This is a genomic window from Pseudomonas viridiflava (assembly GCF_001642795.1).
In the GTDB taxonomy this organism is placed as follows: Bacteria; Pseudomonadota; Gammaproteobacteria; order Pseudomonadales; family Pseudomonadaceae; genus Aquipseudomonas; species Aquipseudomonas viridiflava.
Map to the genome: position 1 here is coordinate 139,590 of NZ_LKEH01000023.1, position 15,841 is coordinate 155,430.

The window sequence follows — 15,841 nt, forward strand, 5'->3', positions numbered from 1 at the left end:
GCTGTTGGAACTGCCCGCAACTACGTTCAATTCCCCTCTTTCGCTTCCTGCATGATGGCAATTAGACATACTCTCCGGTTTAAAAAAATAACTTCGTCCTACATGCGGGTTTCGGTTTCTCATTTGCAATAAATTGGCTTTTACGGTCAGTCGAACGAATCCACGGCTGAATGCTAGACGCGTTTGATTGACCACGAAGACGAGCAGGCAGAGTATGGGTCAGAAGTATCTCTCATCAATCGCCATTACCTACTGCCAACCACGGAAAATCTTCATGCCGGCCAGAAGAGAACAAGTCCTTTTCCTAGATTACGACGGTGTACTGCACCCAGATGCGGTGTATTTGTCCCGCCAAGGACCCGTCCTGCGTGCAGAAGGAGAGCTTTTCATGTGGGCCCCCGTTCTTGTTAAGATCCTGGAAGATTTCCAAGAGGTTTCCTTGGTCCTCAGTACGAGCTGGGTTCGAAATTTGAGCTTCAAAAGAGCAATGGGTTTTTTGCCAGTCGATTTGGGTAATCGGGTTACCGGCGCAACATGGCACAGCTCCATGGCGAGGGATTGGGCAGATGAAAACAAATGGGACGGACGGACGCGTTACGACCAGATCAGCCGGTATGCGGCTAGAGCCCAGCTTGCGAATTGGGTGTCACTCGATGACGACCCAGAAGGATGGGGAGCTACCGCGCAACACCGCTTGGTAGCCTGCAATCCCGCCTTGGGCCTCGGCGATCCACAAACACAGCGTATTTTGATTGAAGCATTGCAGCGAATGACTTCACGCTGAGGTCAGCGTTAACGAGCAACCAACCCGACGCCTTGTGTCGCGTCCATTGCGTTTATTTCCGATGTCTTGCCTATACGTGCTGCTAAGAGCAGCTCACTGCCGCCCCTCTGCACTCACTTGGTTCTGAAGCGTAAGTTTTGCCTGGGTCTCACACAGCTGCGAGTGCTCGTTATCACCGTTAGCAAGCTCATATTTCTCTCTCGACTGGCTCAAATCGATCTTTGATTGACTCGTTTCGAGAGTGCCTCAGCGCTCTCCTTGCGCTCCGAGTACCTATCTACGAGATACGCTTCCCGACCCCGAACCATTAGCGTGAACTTCATCAGTTCCTCCATTACGTCCACCACACGGTCGTAGTAAGCAGATGGTTTCATACGACCTACATCGTCGAACTCCAGGAAGGCCTTGGGTACTGACGACTGGTTTGGGATGGTGATCATCCGCATCCACCGCCCGAGGATCCGCAGCTGGTTTACCGTGTTGAACGACTGTGATCCACCGCAGACCTGCATGACGGCCAGCGTCTTTCCCTGACTTGGCCGGACAGCGCCCATCGTCAGAGGAATCCAGTCTATTTGGGCTTTGAATACAGCAGATACCGCGCCGTGACGTTCTGGCGAACACCACACCTGCCCCTCCGACCATAGAACCAACTCCCGCAGCTCATTGACCTTTGGATGGTCTTCCGGGGCGTCATCGGGGAGAGGCAGACCCGAAGGATCAAAGATGACGGCCTCGGCCCCCATTAGGATAAGGATGCGCGCGGCCTCCTGGGTCAGTAGCCTGCTGAAAGAGCGCTCACGAGTAGAGCCATACAATAACAAGATACGCGGCTTGTGAGTCGGTTGCTCGTTGCCCTGCAGGCGATCCAGTATGGCGACGTCAATTAGCGACTGATCCAGATTAGGTAAGTCCACACTACTTTCCGAGGAAAATTCGTCCATTACAGGTCACCTATTCGATCTAGCTCGCGCTTCAGTTCCTGCGGTGTAAGCGCCGAATGATCCAGCCTGAAGAATGCCTCGAAACGCTTTCTGATCTGGATGACGGTCGTGTCAAAGGTGGACTGGATTTCGCTGTCTGTTCCCTCTACATCGGAAGGGTCGGCAAGGCCCCAGTGGCTTTTGACAGCAGGACCAAAATAGACCGGGCACGCTTCACCTTCGGCCTTGTCGCACACGGTGATTACCACATCCGGGGGTGAGTCGGAAAAGACCTCCGAGCCCTTGCTGTAGAGATCTGTAGTATCGATGCCCAGCGCTTGTAGCGTGCTCACGGCGCGTGGGTTCAACTGCCCGCTTGGGAAGCTGCCCGAACTGACGGCAGTAAAGCCACTTGGGGCGAGAGAGTTGAACAATCCCTCCGAGAGAACGCTCCGGCAGCTGTTTGCCGTACACATAAATAGTACTTTCATAAGCTTCTCCTATACAGGGATGCTCAGCCGCACCGCCAGTGCCACCAGCGTTAGACCTGTACCTGCAGTGTTGTTTAGGATGGTCTCAACCGTTAGCCTCAACTTTACAGAGTTGAGGCTAGTATCAGGAGAGGTCTACGTGGACCTGGGCAGCCGAGTGATTGCTCAGGGCCGCAGAACCGAGGCAGGCTGTTTCGGTCAGAGAGGATTGGGCTTGTATTCCATCTTAGAGATCAGCTCAAGCTCGGCAGACAGCCGAACACCTTGGTCTTCAGGGCTTAGGTCTTCAAGAGGGCCGAAGTAATTTGTGGCGAAGATGTCAGCGTGAAAATCCATTTGCTTCGAGGCAGTGTCATAGACCCTGAAAGCTCTCACTCCATCTGCGTAGTACACTTCCCTCGCGTGTTTCGCTTGGACAACTGCAATCCCCATCGCCTTTTTCTTACCGCGCGCACCTTTCCCTTCGCCAGTGAAAACTGACGTGCAGAAATTGAAGACGTGGTCTTCCCCAGTCTCAACTTTGCCAACCCTCGTGACAGAAAGCCCGATTCGATAGGCATGATCAAGGGAGTCAGGCGCCAGTGTACCGTCATCAAGTACCTGATTAGGGTGGCAAGCACAGCAAGCCACGTCCTCGTCGTTGCTCACTATGCCCGGCGAGTACTCGGTTGTCGAATGAGTTTCGGCATCACATACCTTGCATTCCAAAACCTGCGATAGCTTGGAGGCTGCATTAGGTTTACCTAGGCTGTCATCGAAGATTTTTTTGCAGTTCGGGCAAATTAGCTGTGACATCTTCCCTGAAATTCTCGATCAGAAATTGTTCTAGTTCTTCCGGCAACTGGCCTACTGGGCAGTTTATGGTTAACTGCGGCTTTCGCTCCACCAGTATGACGACGGAGTACTGATTGTCACCTTTGAATTTTAATGTAACGAAGGCTGAATCATTATTCCAAATAACGGAAACGGCACCACTGTTGCTCAGCGTCAGGCTCGGCCTTGAGATGCCAAGTTCACGAGCCAAAGTCAGCGATTCGGAGACTGCTGTAGCTGTGGAGCTATGAGCAGGATAACCACCGAGGTCGTCCCAGTCATACTCTTCGTTCTCAAAGTCGCGGAGTCGCGCATAAGCCATCTCATAATTTGGCAAATTACTCATGCCATGAATCTGAGCGCCAATAATAATGACAGCAGAGGTCCTGATCGTTTGATCGGAAGATCCTTCTATCCATCGACGCTGGATATGATGATCATAGATCCTCAAGGCAGGTAAATTCACGCGAGCCCGTTGTATGAACGGTTGGTAAAAATATCCTCTCCTGTCTTGAACGATGCTGTGACTCAGCTCGCCAACATGGATAAATGAGAGGGGATCAGGCTCGGAGGCTGGACTATGACAAACCAGAAATTCATTCTGCTCAAGTATAGGTAAATGCGTTGGCTGCTGGGCATAGAGGCAGTCGCTGCCTGAGCTATCTTCGCGTGCTAGCCGCGCGAGCAATGCATCCGCCGCCAATACTTCTTGAATATTAACATTATGAAGCATAGTTGTTTCCTTCAGGCCTTAAGCCGAAAAGCTCCACTACACCTTCGCTTAGAAGCGAGGAAATCAATGTCTCATTTTTTTTGTACAGCGTGTCGTATTCACTGCTTAAAGTGTCAAGTGAAACGGAGTCGGGATCGCCGTATATGAGACGGTGTAAGCAGCTTATGACTAACTTGTCTTGATTCTGCGCCGCAGGTGAATGCATCAAATGGAAAGTGGTTTTTATAGCCTTTCCTTTCGCCAGCGGCTCATAGAATGAGTGTTCGAAGCGCCAATATGAGTTTCCCTCAAATACAGACTGAGGGATCCACTTGCTTTCTGTATTAAGGATTTCGGAAAAGCTTAACTCGCGCTCGAATTCGAAACTGGTAATGACCTTAAGTCCAACCGAGCTTGGAGTGACCAAGTCCAGAAGTTTGTCAATGACCACTTCCGAGGTTTTTAAAGCGAAACTCTTACTTTTCACCCAATCCGAATGAGCTACATCGTTGAGTTGAAACATAAATCCTTTTTTATGAATATTTAATTCAATGGATTTTAGCGAATCAACAACTTCTGCCCCTTCGCCATCGTCACCAATGATGTGAACGATATCGGAAGTATTCTTGAGCTCGGCAAATGCAGACTGGGGATCATCGATCTCTTTTTCAGAGGCCCTGATTTCAATGCATCGAGGGAGGTCGGCGATGTCGCGCACAGCTTCAGAGAGCGTAATCATGAAGCCTTGATCTAGCTCTGTATCCCATTCAAATCCTAGGAGCAGGCGATCGAAAGCGTTCTGGCCGCCCGAAGGGCGAATCCGCTTGGCAAGCCTTGATTCCGATTTTGACATTTAGCCTCTAAATACCTTGTGTCCTGATTCCGTTCAACCGCGCAACCGTCGCGGTGGACCATTTGGGTGGTGACATTTCACCATCTGGCGATGATCGCCAACCCGTATGACGTTACCTTTGCCCTGTTGGTTCGTCTATCTAGGCTACACAGCGAGCAGGTTAGGACAAATCTGCCGCAATGCAATCCCTAGCGGCGAGAACATCATAACAGTTTAGCTAAACGCCTATTTGGGCTCACCGATAGACGTGTGATGTGCAGAAGGAATCACAATCGTGTGTAAGCTAGCGTTTTGCTATCAGCGTGTAAACGCTACTTTTGATGAAATTTGATTTCGAGAAGCTATCTGCAGTCACTCCCCGAAGAGGCAGGAATATACGTATCCAGCTGATCCAGGTGCTTACGGTGTTAAGAATAAGGTCAGCAGCCTAATAGGCTGCGTGTATTCACTTGGGAATTCTTAGGAGAGCAAAACGATCAGATTGGCAGTCAGAGTGAAGCTGGGAATCTTGACTTTTGTCCAAAAAGGGGAAGCAGCCTTCAGAATCCTGTCTCTGTGGCCAGGCGCTCCTTGAGCCGAAGATGACCAATTCAGTCGCATTAATTTCAAAAATTTCGCATTTAATTCGAAAACCTACAATTGGATACCACCATGGGCAGGCTGGCGGTATCGGCGATGAAGCCTGCGGCCATCACAAACGCCAGGGCCGATGCAGGACTAAAGCGCAGCGCCGTAAGCATCGCGATGACGATTGGAGTCAGGATCAGTGCTGCACCATCGTTTGCGAACAGTGCCTAGACGGCTGCACCGAGCAGGATCATCAGCGCAAACAGCCGTCCGCCTTTGCCCTGACCCCATCTCGCCACGTGAAGCGCTGCCCATTTGAAGAATCCCGCTTCATCAAGCAGCAAACTGATGATGATCACTGCAATGAAGGTCGCTGTCGCGTTCCAGACTATATGCCATACAACCAGCACATCCCCAGGGCTGACTACGCCCGTCAGCAGTGCCCCCCCCTGCTGCGCTCCAGCCGACGCCTAAACCCCTCGATTGCCAGATAACGAGCACGAGCGTAACTACAAAAATAGAGGTAGCGATGAGCATCGGTATGTTCCGAATCAGGAAGTCAGCAGCAGGAGGCTTGGCGCACCGGTCTGTCTTCCATGGAAGCCAGTCGTCCTTGATGGTCGTTAACCCAGGCCTGATGAGCGTGCGTAGTGACCTTCAGAACATCCAGCGCCCACTGTTCAAGCTCGGGATGCAGGCGGTAATAAACCCACTGACCCTGCCTTCGATCTGCGAGTAACCCGCAGGCCCGCAACTGGGCAAGGTGCCTCGAAACCTTCGACTGGTTATCTTCCAGTGCCCAGATCAACTCACACACGCACAGCTCACCTACAGCGGAAAGCATTAGCATGATCCGGGCGCGTGTTTCGTCCCCTAGGCATTTGAAAAATGTGTGCGGAGCAAGGCTCATTAGCGTTCATCTTAATATGTGGAAATTCGAATATTCAGATATAAGAATATTTGTCGAGCATTCACAAACGTTTAGTGATTGGCTCTGCTGGGGATGACAGGGCGAGGTACCAGCGGACGGACGTCGACAACCAAACGGCGACACCGCTGAAATGGCATTAGCCGACAGCATGCGAAAGGAGGTTTGATGTCTGAAACGACGCTAGGCGCGATGAGGAGCCAGCACGCTAAGCGTAGTTGCTGGCTAAGCTCTCGAAGCAGAGAGGACCACTCGTAAATGGCTATCAGCTCAACGTCGCGCTAGCTTTGGTCGAAACCAAAATTACTCGATATAAGGATAAGCAGGCGCAGCGGGTGAGCTAACGGAACACTTAAGCCTCATAACCTTTTTAATTAGTCTTACTTAATCATCCTCGTACCTCTGTCGAGCAGTATCAGACTGAAACCGTCCTGAATCTACTAATCTTCCCAAAGCTATCTAGGCCTGGGCCATTCACAGAAACCGCTCTTACATTCAGACACACATTACGGTTAAAGCAAACGTCGTTTTCAGAGGATACAGGCTTTAAGCGACGAGCGATGCAGAAGGCGCGGTGGTGGATGGCGACACAGCTTTAATCCTAACGAGGAAATAAATATGATATTGCGTAAACTCAACCTTGCATCGCGCTCAGCTCTTTGCTTCGGTTTCTTTTGCCTTATGATCATTGCACTTGGGGTTATCGCCCTCAAACAGACGTCAAGTTTGAAAGAGGCCGAAAGCTTTGTAGAGAACAATGTTGTGCCTAGCATATCGGTACTCGGCATTATCGACAGGGAATTCGTAAGCATCAGGGGAAGCAATGCGCGCCTGCGCAACCCTGTCGAGCCTGAAAACCGTAAGGCTCAAGCTGTTGAAGAAGTGAACAAAGCAAGGGCCAATATTCAAGATGCCTTTTCTAAACTTCAACCGCTTATCGTAACACCGAAGGGCAAGCAGAAAATCGGCGAACTAGCCCAGAATCTTGCCAGTTATCAACAAGTGCAAGACCAGTATCTTGCCCTCCTTAAGTCCGGCAATTTGGACGATGCAGTAAAACTAGCCAGCGAATCGATGAAGCAATCAGCTGACACTGTTGAGCGCGACATTAAAGAAATGATTGAGCTTAACAATAACAAAGCCAAAAAAGCTGGCGAGGACGCAACTAAAATTTATGAGCAGTCCAAGCTTATTGTCGGTGGTTTTATACTCTTCAGTACGTTTGCAGCCATCGCACTGGCATTCATGTACACCCTTAGCTTAACCAGACCGATCAGCCAATCGCTTGCGATTGCGGAGCGCATCGCAAAGAACGACCTCACTGAAGTAATTGTCGCTCAAGGCAACGATGAAGTGGCAAGACTGATGCGAGCCTTGCAAGCCATGCAACAAGGTCTTCGAAATACGCTTTCCTTGATATCCGACTCGTCGAATCAGCTGGCATCGACTTCCGAGGAAATGCATGCGGTCACAGAAGACGCGAATAAGGGGATGCTGCGTCAAAATCACGAGGTCGAGATGGCCGCGACAGCAGTAACCGAGATGAGTGCAGCAGTCGAGGAAGTGGCCAGAAATGCGTCAGCAGCCTCCGAGGCCGCCAATAGCTCCAACTCGTCGGCATTGGCAGGTCGTGCACGCGTAGATGAAACCGTTCAAGCCATCAGCTTGATGGTAGCAAGTGTTGAAGACGCGTCCCAAGAAGTGCAGGGGCTTGCGGTGATGGCCACCGACATCAGCAAAGTTCTGGATGTCATACGAGCCATTGCTGAGCAAACCAATCTTCTCGCGCTGAATGCCGCTATCGAGGCTGCTCGTGCCGGTGAGGCAGGTCGCGGCTTCGCAGTTGTAGCAGATGAAGTCAGAGCCCTGGCTCATCGGACGCAACAGTCAACCAGCGAAATTGAACAGATGATCAGCTCGATACAAAAAGGCACTGGAGCTGCTGTGTCTGCAATGACTCACACCAACACCCAAGCACAGAAAACCCTGGATACGGCTCAAGGTGCAGGCGCTGCGTTGGTTGAAATTACGGAGTCCATTGACAATATCACTGAACGCAACGTTCTCATCGCGACGGCGTCGGAAGAACAGGCTCAAGTTGCCAGGGAAGTGGATCGCAGTCTCGTGAGTATCCGCGACCTCTCGAACCAGTCCTCCGAAGGATCGAATCAGACAGCTATTGCCACTTCGGAACTCACCAAGCTTGCAGTCGAACTCAATAGGCTAGTGAAACAGTTCCACATGTAGAGAAGACAGTGCTCGCTACCTGAAGAAGGTGTCCAAAAGCACAGGATGTCGGTCCCGTCTCGCGAGGCCTGTGAACGAACATTCTGTGCGTATAGGTCGACATCTATTTTCTCTTCATCCGGCCGTGGACCTTAAAAAGGCGATTGAAGCTCGCTAGCGTATGCCACCGCAGATAGCGGTTTTTGTGGATCAAATGGGCGAACACTGCCAATACCGTCGTAACCTCGTCGTAATAATTTCACAAACGTCGCAGTCATTGCGAAATCCTAAAGCTTCGACTTCGGTCAGGCTAAAAATCTGAACCATTTCAACGCAGCAATCTATAGTTCACCACGGATTTCCGTAGGCTGGTCCGCCAACTCGAAAAAGTGCGACGAATGTAGCTGTCCAGGATGTCCGAACCCTTTTATTCCAGAGCAGAGGGTAGCACCGCGCAACCCCATTTCTTTGGCTAAGTCCACGATCCATTCGCCCAGCATCTTTCCATGATGACGGCGATTTTGTTGGGTGAAGAAAACGACCATAAAACCTTTCATCACTATCTCCTCAGCGAGCGCCGATCATTTGGTAAGACAGCAGTCCGGCAGCGGTCATCGCTAACGAACCTAGGACATGCAACGAAATTGAGCCAAGTGCCCAGAGCAGCCTGCCTTCTTGAATCAGAACAACTGTTTCGGCTGAAAAGGTTGAGAAGGTGGTAAGACCACCACAGAACCCTGTGATAATCAGAAGACGCCATTCGGGACTCAGGCTAGGGGATGCGGCCAAGAAAGCGATTGCAAAGCCGATGATGTAACCACCGACCATGTTCGCTACCACGGTACCTGGAGGAATCGTCGGAAACAGAGCATTCAACTTGACGCCCAATAGCCAACGTAACCAGGCGCCAAGTGAGGCGCCGATGGCGATGACGAACAAAGACTTCAGCATGGTGTGCGCTCCCTGTCAGACCTGATTTGACTGACAGGCAGAGCGATGGCGAGGAGCAAGGAAAAAGGGGACTGCGAAAAAGTGATCATATCCTGTCCTAAAGTGGAGGACAGGGAGACACGACTACGCACCCTGTCCAGGGTTCACGTAGGCATCATCAGCACGAGGCGGTTGAAGGAGGAATGCCATCTCCTACTTTTATCCTATAACACCCTCGGCAACAGATACAAGCCTATTGGTGCGTGACTCTATAGCCAGACCTTTCGAAGCAGACCAAGCATGGTCGATACTACTGCTCGACACCTGCTTTTATACCCAATGCAATAGCCGCCTTGTGTGCCTTGCCTCGGAGCCCTTTCTTTCGACCAGCAAGTACCTGGTAAGTAGTCCCTAAGTCGAGGCCATGATCGCGGGCGAATTCAGTTACGCTGATTCCTTGGGCTCGTAACCAGAGCTTCGCTTCTTGTGGAGATTTAAGCATATTCAGTAGACCGCGTTGATAGGATGTTGAGATTGAAATTTAGGTGACCCTTTTCCCAAGAATATCCTCTGGTTTTAAACTTTCAAGACCAGTGGTTTAAACGCTATCGTATTGAGTGCATAGCTAAGTCAAGATCTATCCAAAAGAATCTACTCACTGTTTGCCCCCTATTAACGGACAGCCTCAACAAACTTTGATGCGAGATCGTATCGCCAGGTCGTAGGTAGATAGCACTCGCGGAAGATCATTCATTACTGAATCGTCTCAGCATCCGATGTCCAGTAAGCGACAAGGCTCGTTGAACCAGTATCATCACTGGCAATGCATTGCGCCTTTACAGAACAGCCCGCTGCCTTGCCTCTTCACGCACTTGATTTTGAAGCGTCAGCTTGGCTTGAATTTCGGCATACAACTGCGCGTGTTCGTTGTCACGATCAGCAACTGTTACCACTAGGGCATAAGACTCTCGATCCAGTACGTCGGGATGATTCCATTCCCGGTCTTGGCGGATCACGACTACAAACCATTTTTCTTCTGGATTTCGCTTCTTGAACGTCCACCGCGAGGACTGGACGGTCCCGCGGCTTCTCAACTGAGCAGTGATGTCTCGATTCTGCTCAGCGTCATCTCCACGGGTCTTCGTTTCGTCCTGCTTGTCGTAGTTAAACGAGGCCTGGACTTCCTCAAGCGACGAACCTTTCACTAGGCGATAACTGATCTGAGTTGCCAGATAGTCCAACCGAGTTGTCCTGACGGCAGGAGAATAAGCCAGCGTGACGCTCAGGTGCCTTGCCCCTCTAGCCCTGCGAAGAAACGAAGTGGGCAAAGGCAGTTCGTAGAACTGGCACGAGTCCTTCTCAATGGACTCTTCACACATCAGCACAACGCAATGGTCGGAAGACCGAAACAGGTCTGCCTCATTCACTTGGCCGTAACCACTCACATCGCGCGATATTTCACGGTTGTGGGTCGCCTTATTAGCTTTGTAGCCCTTCCTCATGTCGTCGGAGAAAGTCGTCTCGACCTCGCTAGACAATGACGCATGATTCACCAGCATAGCGCGCAAGAGGTTCGCCGATGCCTCTGGGTGCTCGTTAAGGAGACGGCCCGCAAGATGGGTGATGTAGGGCGCGGAAAAGCTGGTACCGCTTATTTCTTTGAACAGGGTATTGCCCTGAAACTGGTGGTTCATGCTCAGAACCCCAAGCCCTCTCATTTCGGCACGCCACTGAGCATTCGCTTGATGCATGGGGCAGGCAAGATTACCTCCGGCGGCCACAAGCTCTGGCTTCAGTGCACCTTTAACTGAAGGACCATGTCGTGTGAAAGGCGATGGCTGGTTTTCAAACGCAGGCGCAAGCTGATGGATCTCAGGGTAGCGCTGGCTGTCGTAAGTCGCGTCATGCCGCGCAACGCTTCCAACAGTGAGCACGTTCAGCGCGGGGGCTGGATCGATAATCACGCTGCGCTCATCCAGTAGATACTCTGGATATTCCTCCCGCCAGCTGTTCACCGGCACAGCCGGATCATTAGAACCAACGAAATTACCTGTCGATACGATGAACAGCAGGTTATGTTTACGGGCCAACACATCAAGGATGTAAGCCAAACCGCGCACATGCATACCATCGTATGGCGCGTTAGCGTTTCCCAAAGAAAGGTTGAAGATCCTACAGCCCAGTTCAACGAAGTGTTCGACAGCCTCCGTCAGCGTCGCCTCGACCGAATCCTCGTCGTAGATGGCATTGCTGGTGACGGGACACTTGCGCATTACCTTACCGTTGTACAACCAGAACTCCGGCCGCCAAAAATTACCTCGATCACAGGCTTCAACATCTCCGTAAAGCGCAATCCCAGCCACAGCCGTACCATGCCCAGCTTCATCGAAAGCATCCTGGCCTTCTACGAATGACGCGCTTTCGGCAATGGCCGATCTAAGCAACGGATGGTTTGTGTTGACGCCGCTGTCAAGGATGCAAACACGGGCAGCATCCTGCGCAGGACTTGGAATTTCCAAAGGCAATTGAGCTATGTCGCGGTTCAACTGAGGATAAGAAATACCTGTCTGAGGAATCAGGTCCACCAAACGCACATCGGCGTGGTTCAGCAATTGCTCGGCATGCTTCTGACTGACTTCGACGCGGTACATGACCAAGCTGTCGAAGTTGAGCTTATGGACCATCGTGATTCCAGCCTCACGCAGCCATTTTTCGAACGCTGCGCAAAGACGAATCCGAGTAGGGTGATTGGCCACATGGTGGGGCCAAAGCTCAACATCCAGCTTGAACGTTTCGGCACCAGGCAATCCAATATGCCGTAATGCCCAACTCATGCGATCATCGGCTGACCAGCTATCTATACCTTCAATGGCTTCAAGGATCTGCTTGTAAGTGACATTCTGGCCAAGCACACCCAGCTTGTTCAGGTGATCCTGAAACATCGCCAGCCCCGCCTCGGTCGCGAAAACCACGCAGACCTGTTTTCCCTCTTGGCTAATGAATTCTAGCCCATGCTTTTGCAGGTTCTCGAAAGTCATCGCACCTTCGTACCTGATCTTCAGTACGAAGGGAGAGTTTTCAGCAGATTTGAGCTGTTTGCGCGCTGCACCTGCAGCAGTTGCAAAAAAGCCGTTTAACTTTTGCCCATGCCCCTGCAGATCACCTCGTTTTGTAAACGGGGGCGGATTTTTAGCGCGTCGGCGATTGTCGAGATTTTCGCGCTCGAAACTCAGGTGCTTATAAGTAGGCACGTATCATCCTTGATTGCTATAAATTAGTGTTTGCGCAGCCCCTCTCTCACAAGAGCGCTCCGCAACTCCTTAACCGTTAGAAACTCCTGGTTCCGCAGTATCATACGCTTTACAGCCCGGCGTACAACACGTTCAACGTCAGCACCGCTTTTACCCTCAAATTCAGCCAATAGCTCCTTGTCGTCCAACTCGAACTGCCGGCGAATACCGCGCAATTTAAGCTGCAGCAGGGAGGTCAGTTGTTTTTGATCAGGTAAAGGAAACTCTATAGCGTCATCAAAACGGCGCCAAATTGCCGTGTCAAGGATGTTCTCATGGTTGGTGGCTGCCAAAATCAAACTTTGACCATCGTACGCATCCATCATCTGCAACACTGCGTTGACCACCCTTCGAAGTTCACCATGCTCTCCACTATCAGAGCGCTCTTTACCAATGGCATCGAACTCATCGAAGAGTGCAACCAATTGATGCTTGGCGATAAACTCAAAAACCTTACGCAGGTTGGCGGCGGTCTCACCCAAAAATGAAGACACCAGCGCGTCGAGCCGCACGATTGCCAGCGGGCGATCCAGTTCGAAGGCGATGACCTCTGCCGCAAGTGTTTTTCCACAGCCAGGTGGGCCGAAGAAGATGACCTTGCCGGAAGGCTTCATACCATAGCTTCGCAGCACTTCCGACCGACGATGCTCTTCAAGCATTTCATCTATCATCGCTGCACTGCTCTCTGGAAGGATGATCTCTTCCAGTGATCGTTTAGGCGGCCTGATGTCGAGCAGAGGCAGTCCTCGCTCTTTGTCGACAGGAATGTCAGCGACGAACGTTGGCTTTCGCGCAGACTGAACGTGCATATCCCCGCCGTAGAGGATCTGTTCCAAGTCATTAGCCAGCAAGTGATGCTGCTTTTGACGCTCTTCTTCAATGATGGCCTCGGACGCTCGACGAAATGCATCGTGGTCACCCAGAGTGCCAGCTTTCAAAAGTTGCCTAAGTATTTTCCCATTAGCCATGTATATGTCCTGCCATAGTGCGCTATCCGGAGCTGCCAATTCGTGAAACTAATTTTCAACTTAAAAAGCGCAACTAACAGATCGAATTAGTACAAGCCAACATGATAGGACTCCTTTCCGCTTTTTAATTTGCGTAGGGATTAAGTCTCCCACACAAGCCTGTATTGCAAGAGTATGCGGAGAAGGTCCTTTTGTCCAGTATTCTTAAGGAAAATTCATCTCAGTCGGATAGTCACCGACGAGTGGAAGTAAAGTTAAAGCTATCACCCCTATTCAAACTTTTTATTTGCCGACATGGTCGATTGCTCTCTTCTCCGCGGTCTATGTGTTCTGCGATACGATAACTCAGGCTGCAATACCTCCGCTCTTCGTCCAAAGAAATTAATTGATTCACGGCATCCACATATCGCATCAGCAACTACACTTTACGAGCTGAACACAAAAATAAACTCTTACACTCATAAAACGACGCGGACAACACATTAACCATGAAGGTCTGAAACTTTTTGAGGCCCAGGCTCCGCCGTCTGCCCCGCTCAAGCGATAATAGGAAGTTAATTAGGCTCGAGCGCTCCATCGAATATGATTTTCATCAAGGCGAACGGGATTGGTTACTAAGATTTTTCGCCGTGCATAAAAATGCGACGAGAATTAATTGGCTCACCGCTTTTTGGTAGTCCCTCTCAAATCACATTCCGGTCTGATGCAGGCGGTACGATACAACGCTGAATGAGTGACGCTTTTGTGCCCGTCCAGCAGCTTCGCCTCGGCCCAATGCAGACGCCGGAGGCGAAACTGCTCGACAGACTCGCAAGCCTGTTCCAGTGCGCTCGCACAGATGGGAAGTCTATCGAGCTGTTTCTCGAATCGAGGCAAAACGTGGAGCTCACGGCCAATTCTTGTCCGCGATATCCTTACAGGTTTTCCCGACCCAGAACGAAGACGCTGTGCACATTCACTAATCTGCTCGGCAAGTTCCGCATCGAGGATAGCGAACGCGCCGGCGGTATCTGCCCGACTTGCGTGGACATCGCCATACTTATCGATATGGTCACGAAGCCAGACACGGTCAGATCGATATAGCCACGCGTAACCCCTACATTGGTGAGCTTGCAGAGAGTGATAATCCATCTCAAAATTTGCTCGACGCAGCAGGCGCTCGCTTTGAAATCTCGCTTCTCGCCATACGTTCGGGCCAACTTTGACAGCGCGGATTGTCCGATATACATAAACCTGAGATACACCCAGTTTGTCGGCAATCTGCCGTGCGTCGTGCCCGGCAAGTGCCAGCTTCCAAACTTCAGCTGGCAGACCTCCCAACCCCTCTGGCACGGTCTCAGTCAGATCCGCTTTTGATGAACGGACAGCAATTGGCGATGATCGCTCATACTCTGACACCGATGGCTTGTCGTTGCGCATTATGTGAGCCAGGTCCACGTCCAAAGCGCTTGCTAGCACGATGTATTTGAGTGGATGGTGAGTACCTCTGGGCCTTCGAAGCAGCTTGGTGACCCAGGTCGCAGGTAATCCTGCGGGAGATTCACCAAGAACCGAGTACTCCCAGGCGGCTGGGAGCACTTTGAAGAAGCTGGCCATATACGCAGCCAAACGCCGCAAATCCAACCGGTATGTTGCATCATGGGTCAAACCTAGGGCTGCAGCATTTTGCAGAAGGCAAGAACGCACTGCGCTGGCTGGGAGAGGACCGAGTCCCGAGCCAAGAAGCTGCTGTGAACTCAATGCAATCTTATGCAACCCTGGAAGGGCATCTATAGAAGCATTCAGCTGAACAGAATGGGCCTGCACGCCATCATCGTCTGGCAAATTAAGCTCTCGGGAATTGCGGCTGTGCCAGCCGGGATCTACCACCTTTAGCAATTGCCCGTGGTGGGGGCATACCAATACCCCGGAAAGCTGGTGAACCCGGTGCCAGTAAGCTGCTCCGACCTGAGCGACGTCCTCATTGAGACACACGGAACAGAACCGCACTCTCGAAGCACTCTCGATCCGACTGGCATTGATTCCTAGCTTCAGCATCAACCCTTTGCCGTCGCCTGCCATAGAAGCATGCGCATGTTGGAGCTGGTCAGTGGTGAGGAAAGGAGCGAAATAGGGCAATACGGTATGACACTGGATAATTTGAGCAACCGATAGGTCTGTGCCGTGGGGAAGAGACTCGACCAGATAACTCAACCGGCTTGGAAACGCGACGTTCTGGGTGAACGAGGGGGCATGTAGATGGGCGAAAGCTGCTTTAAGGCTACTCCCGCCACAAAGCCGGGCATAGCGTGAGAGGACACTATGTAGTGTCTCATCAGGGAAAGCCGCCGGGAAGAAATGGAATTTTAGCTCCATT

13 protein-coding genes, 2 pseudogenes and 1 riboswitch are annotated in these 15,841 nt (G+C 51.2%); of the genes and pseudogenes, 2 read left to right on the forward strand and 13 right to left on the reverse strand.

Going from position 1 to position 15,841, the window contains the following annotated elements:
* Nucleotides 1-214 precede the first annotated feature (214 nt).
* A complete protein-coding gene (locus tag AO065_RS09525; RefSeq protein ID WP_004882414.1) occupies nucleotides 215-784 on the forward strand; it encodes an HAD domain-containing protein in 570 nt (189 codons plus the stop codon).
* A gap of 209 nt (nucleotides 785-993) precedes the next feature.
* Here the strand turns inward: AO065_RS09525 and arsH are convergent, their stop codons facing one another.
* From arsH to AO065_RS09560, 7 genes and pseudogenes are all read right to left on the reverse strand, one after another.
* Nucleotides 994-1,728 (reverse strand): arsenical resistance protein ArsH, encoded by a 735-nt coding sequence (gene arsH / locus AO065_RS09530; RefSeq protein ID WP_004882415.1) that lies wholly within the window; start codon nucleotides 1,726-1,728, stop codon nucleotides 994-996.
* Complete coding sequence (locus tag AO065_RS09535) at nucleotides 1,728-2,198, reverse strand: arsenate reductase ArsC (RefSeq protein ID WP_004882416.1); 471 nt, start codon at nucleotides 2,196-2,198, stop codon at nucleotides 1,728-1,730. The genes arsH and AO065_RS09535 overlap by 1 nt, the downstream gene beginning before the upstream one ends.
* 198 nt (nucleotides 2,199-2,396) lie before the next feature.
* Nucleotides 2,397-2,993, reverse strand: a complete 597-nt coding sequence (locus tag AO065_RS09540) for a hypothetical protein (RefSeq protein WP_032651035.1) — start codon at nucleotides 2,991-2,993, stop codon at nucleotides 2,397-2,399.
* Nucleotides 2,950-3,744: a hypothetical protein gene (locus AO065_RS09545; RefSeq protein ID WP_004882418.1), complete on the reverse strand. Its 795-nt coding sequence runs from the start codon at nucleotides 3,742-3,744 to the stop codon at nucleotides 2,950-2,952. Before AO065_RS09545 ends, AO065_RS09540 begins: the two co-directional genes overlap by 44 nt.
* Complete coding sequence (locus AO065_RS09550) at nucleotides 3,734-4,576, reverse strand: hypothetical protein (RefSeq protein WP_004882419.1); 843 nt, start codon at nucleotides 4,574-4,576, stop codon at nucleotides 3,734-3,736. Before AO065_RS09550 ends, AO065_RS09545 begins: the two co-directional genes overlap by 11 nt.
* A gap of 638 nt (nucleotides 4,577-5,214) precedes the next feature.
* Nucleotides 5,215-5,680: pseudogene (locus tag AO065_RS09555) on the reverse strand (ArsB/NhaD family transporter); the annotation flags it as partial.
* Between the two features lie 22 nt (nucleotides 5,681-5,702).
* Nucleotides 5,703-6,053 (reverse strand): metalloregulator ArsR/SmtB family transcription factor, encoded by a 351-nt coding sequence (locus AO065_RS09560; protein ID WP_004882421.1) that lies wholly within the window; start codon nucleotides 6,051-6,053, stop codon nucleotides 5,703-5,705.
* 636 nt (nucleotides 6,054-6,689) lie between these two features.
* Between AO065_RS09560 and AO065_RS09565 the strand changes: the two genes are divergently transcribed.
* Nucleotides 6,690-8,318, forward strand: a complete 1,629-nt coding sequence (locus AO065_RS09565) for a HAMP domain-containing methyl-accepting chemotaxis protein (RefSeq protein ID WP_004882422.1) — start codon at nucleotides 6,690-6,692, stop codon at nucleotides 8,316-8,318.
* A gap of 332 nt (nucleotides 8,319-8,650) precedes the next feature.
* Here the strand turns inward: AO065_RS09565 and AO065_RS27785 are convergent.
* The 6 genes and pseudogenes from AO065_RS27785 to AO065_RS26570 form a co-directional block, all read right to left on the reverse strand.
* Nucleotides 8,651-8,854, reverse strand: a pseudogene (locus AO065_RS27785) (DUF190 domain-containing protein); the annotation flags it as partial.
* A 10-nt stretch (nucleotides 8,855-8,864) separates the two neighbouring features.
* Nucleotides 8,865-9,248 (reverse strand): fluoride efflux transporter CrcB, encoded by a 384-nt coding sequence (crcB, locus tag AO065_RS09575; protein ID WP_004882424.1) that lies wholly within the window; start codon nucleotides 9,246-9,248, stop codon nucleotides 8,865-8,867.
* A gap of 141 nt (nucleotides 9,249-9,389) precedes the next feature.
* A riboswitch (Fluoride riboswitch) is annotated at nucleotides 9,390-9,450 on the reverse strand.
* Between the two features lie 87 nt (nucleotides 9,451-9,537).
* On the reverse strand, nucleotides 9,538-9,729 hold the full coding sequence (locus tag AO065_RS26565) for a DNA-binding protein (RefSeq protein ID WP_004882426.1): 192 nt from the start codon (nucleotides 9,727-9,729) through the stop codon (nucleotides 9,538-9,540).
* Between the two features lie 334 nt (nucleotides 9,730-10,063).
* Entirely contained in the window at nucleotides 10,064-12,478 is a 2,415-nt protein-coding gene (locus AO065_RS09585) for a S8 family peptidase (protein ID WP_004882427.1), read from the reverse strand.
* Between the two features lie 23 nt (nucleotides 12,479-12,501).
* The gene (locus tag AO065_RS09590; RefSeq protein WP_003315970.1) at nucleotides 12,502-13,485 is read right to left on the reverse strand and encodes an AAA family ATPase; all 984 of its coding nucleotides are present in this window, start codon (nucleotides 13,483-13,485) and stop codon (nucleotides 12,502-12,504) included.
* 660 nt (nucleotides 13,486-14,145) lie between these two features.
* Nucleotides 14,146-15,840: a TnsD family Tn7-like transposition protein gene (locus AO065_RS26570; protein WP_004882428.1), complete on the reverse strand. Its 1,695-nt coding sequence runs from the start codon at nucleotides 15,838-15,840 to the stop codon at nucleotides 14,146-14,148.
* Between the last annotated feature and the right edge of the window lies 1 nt (nucleotide 15,841).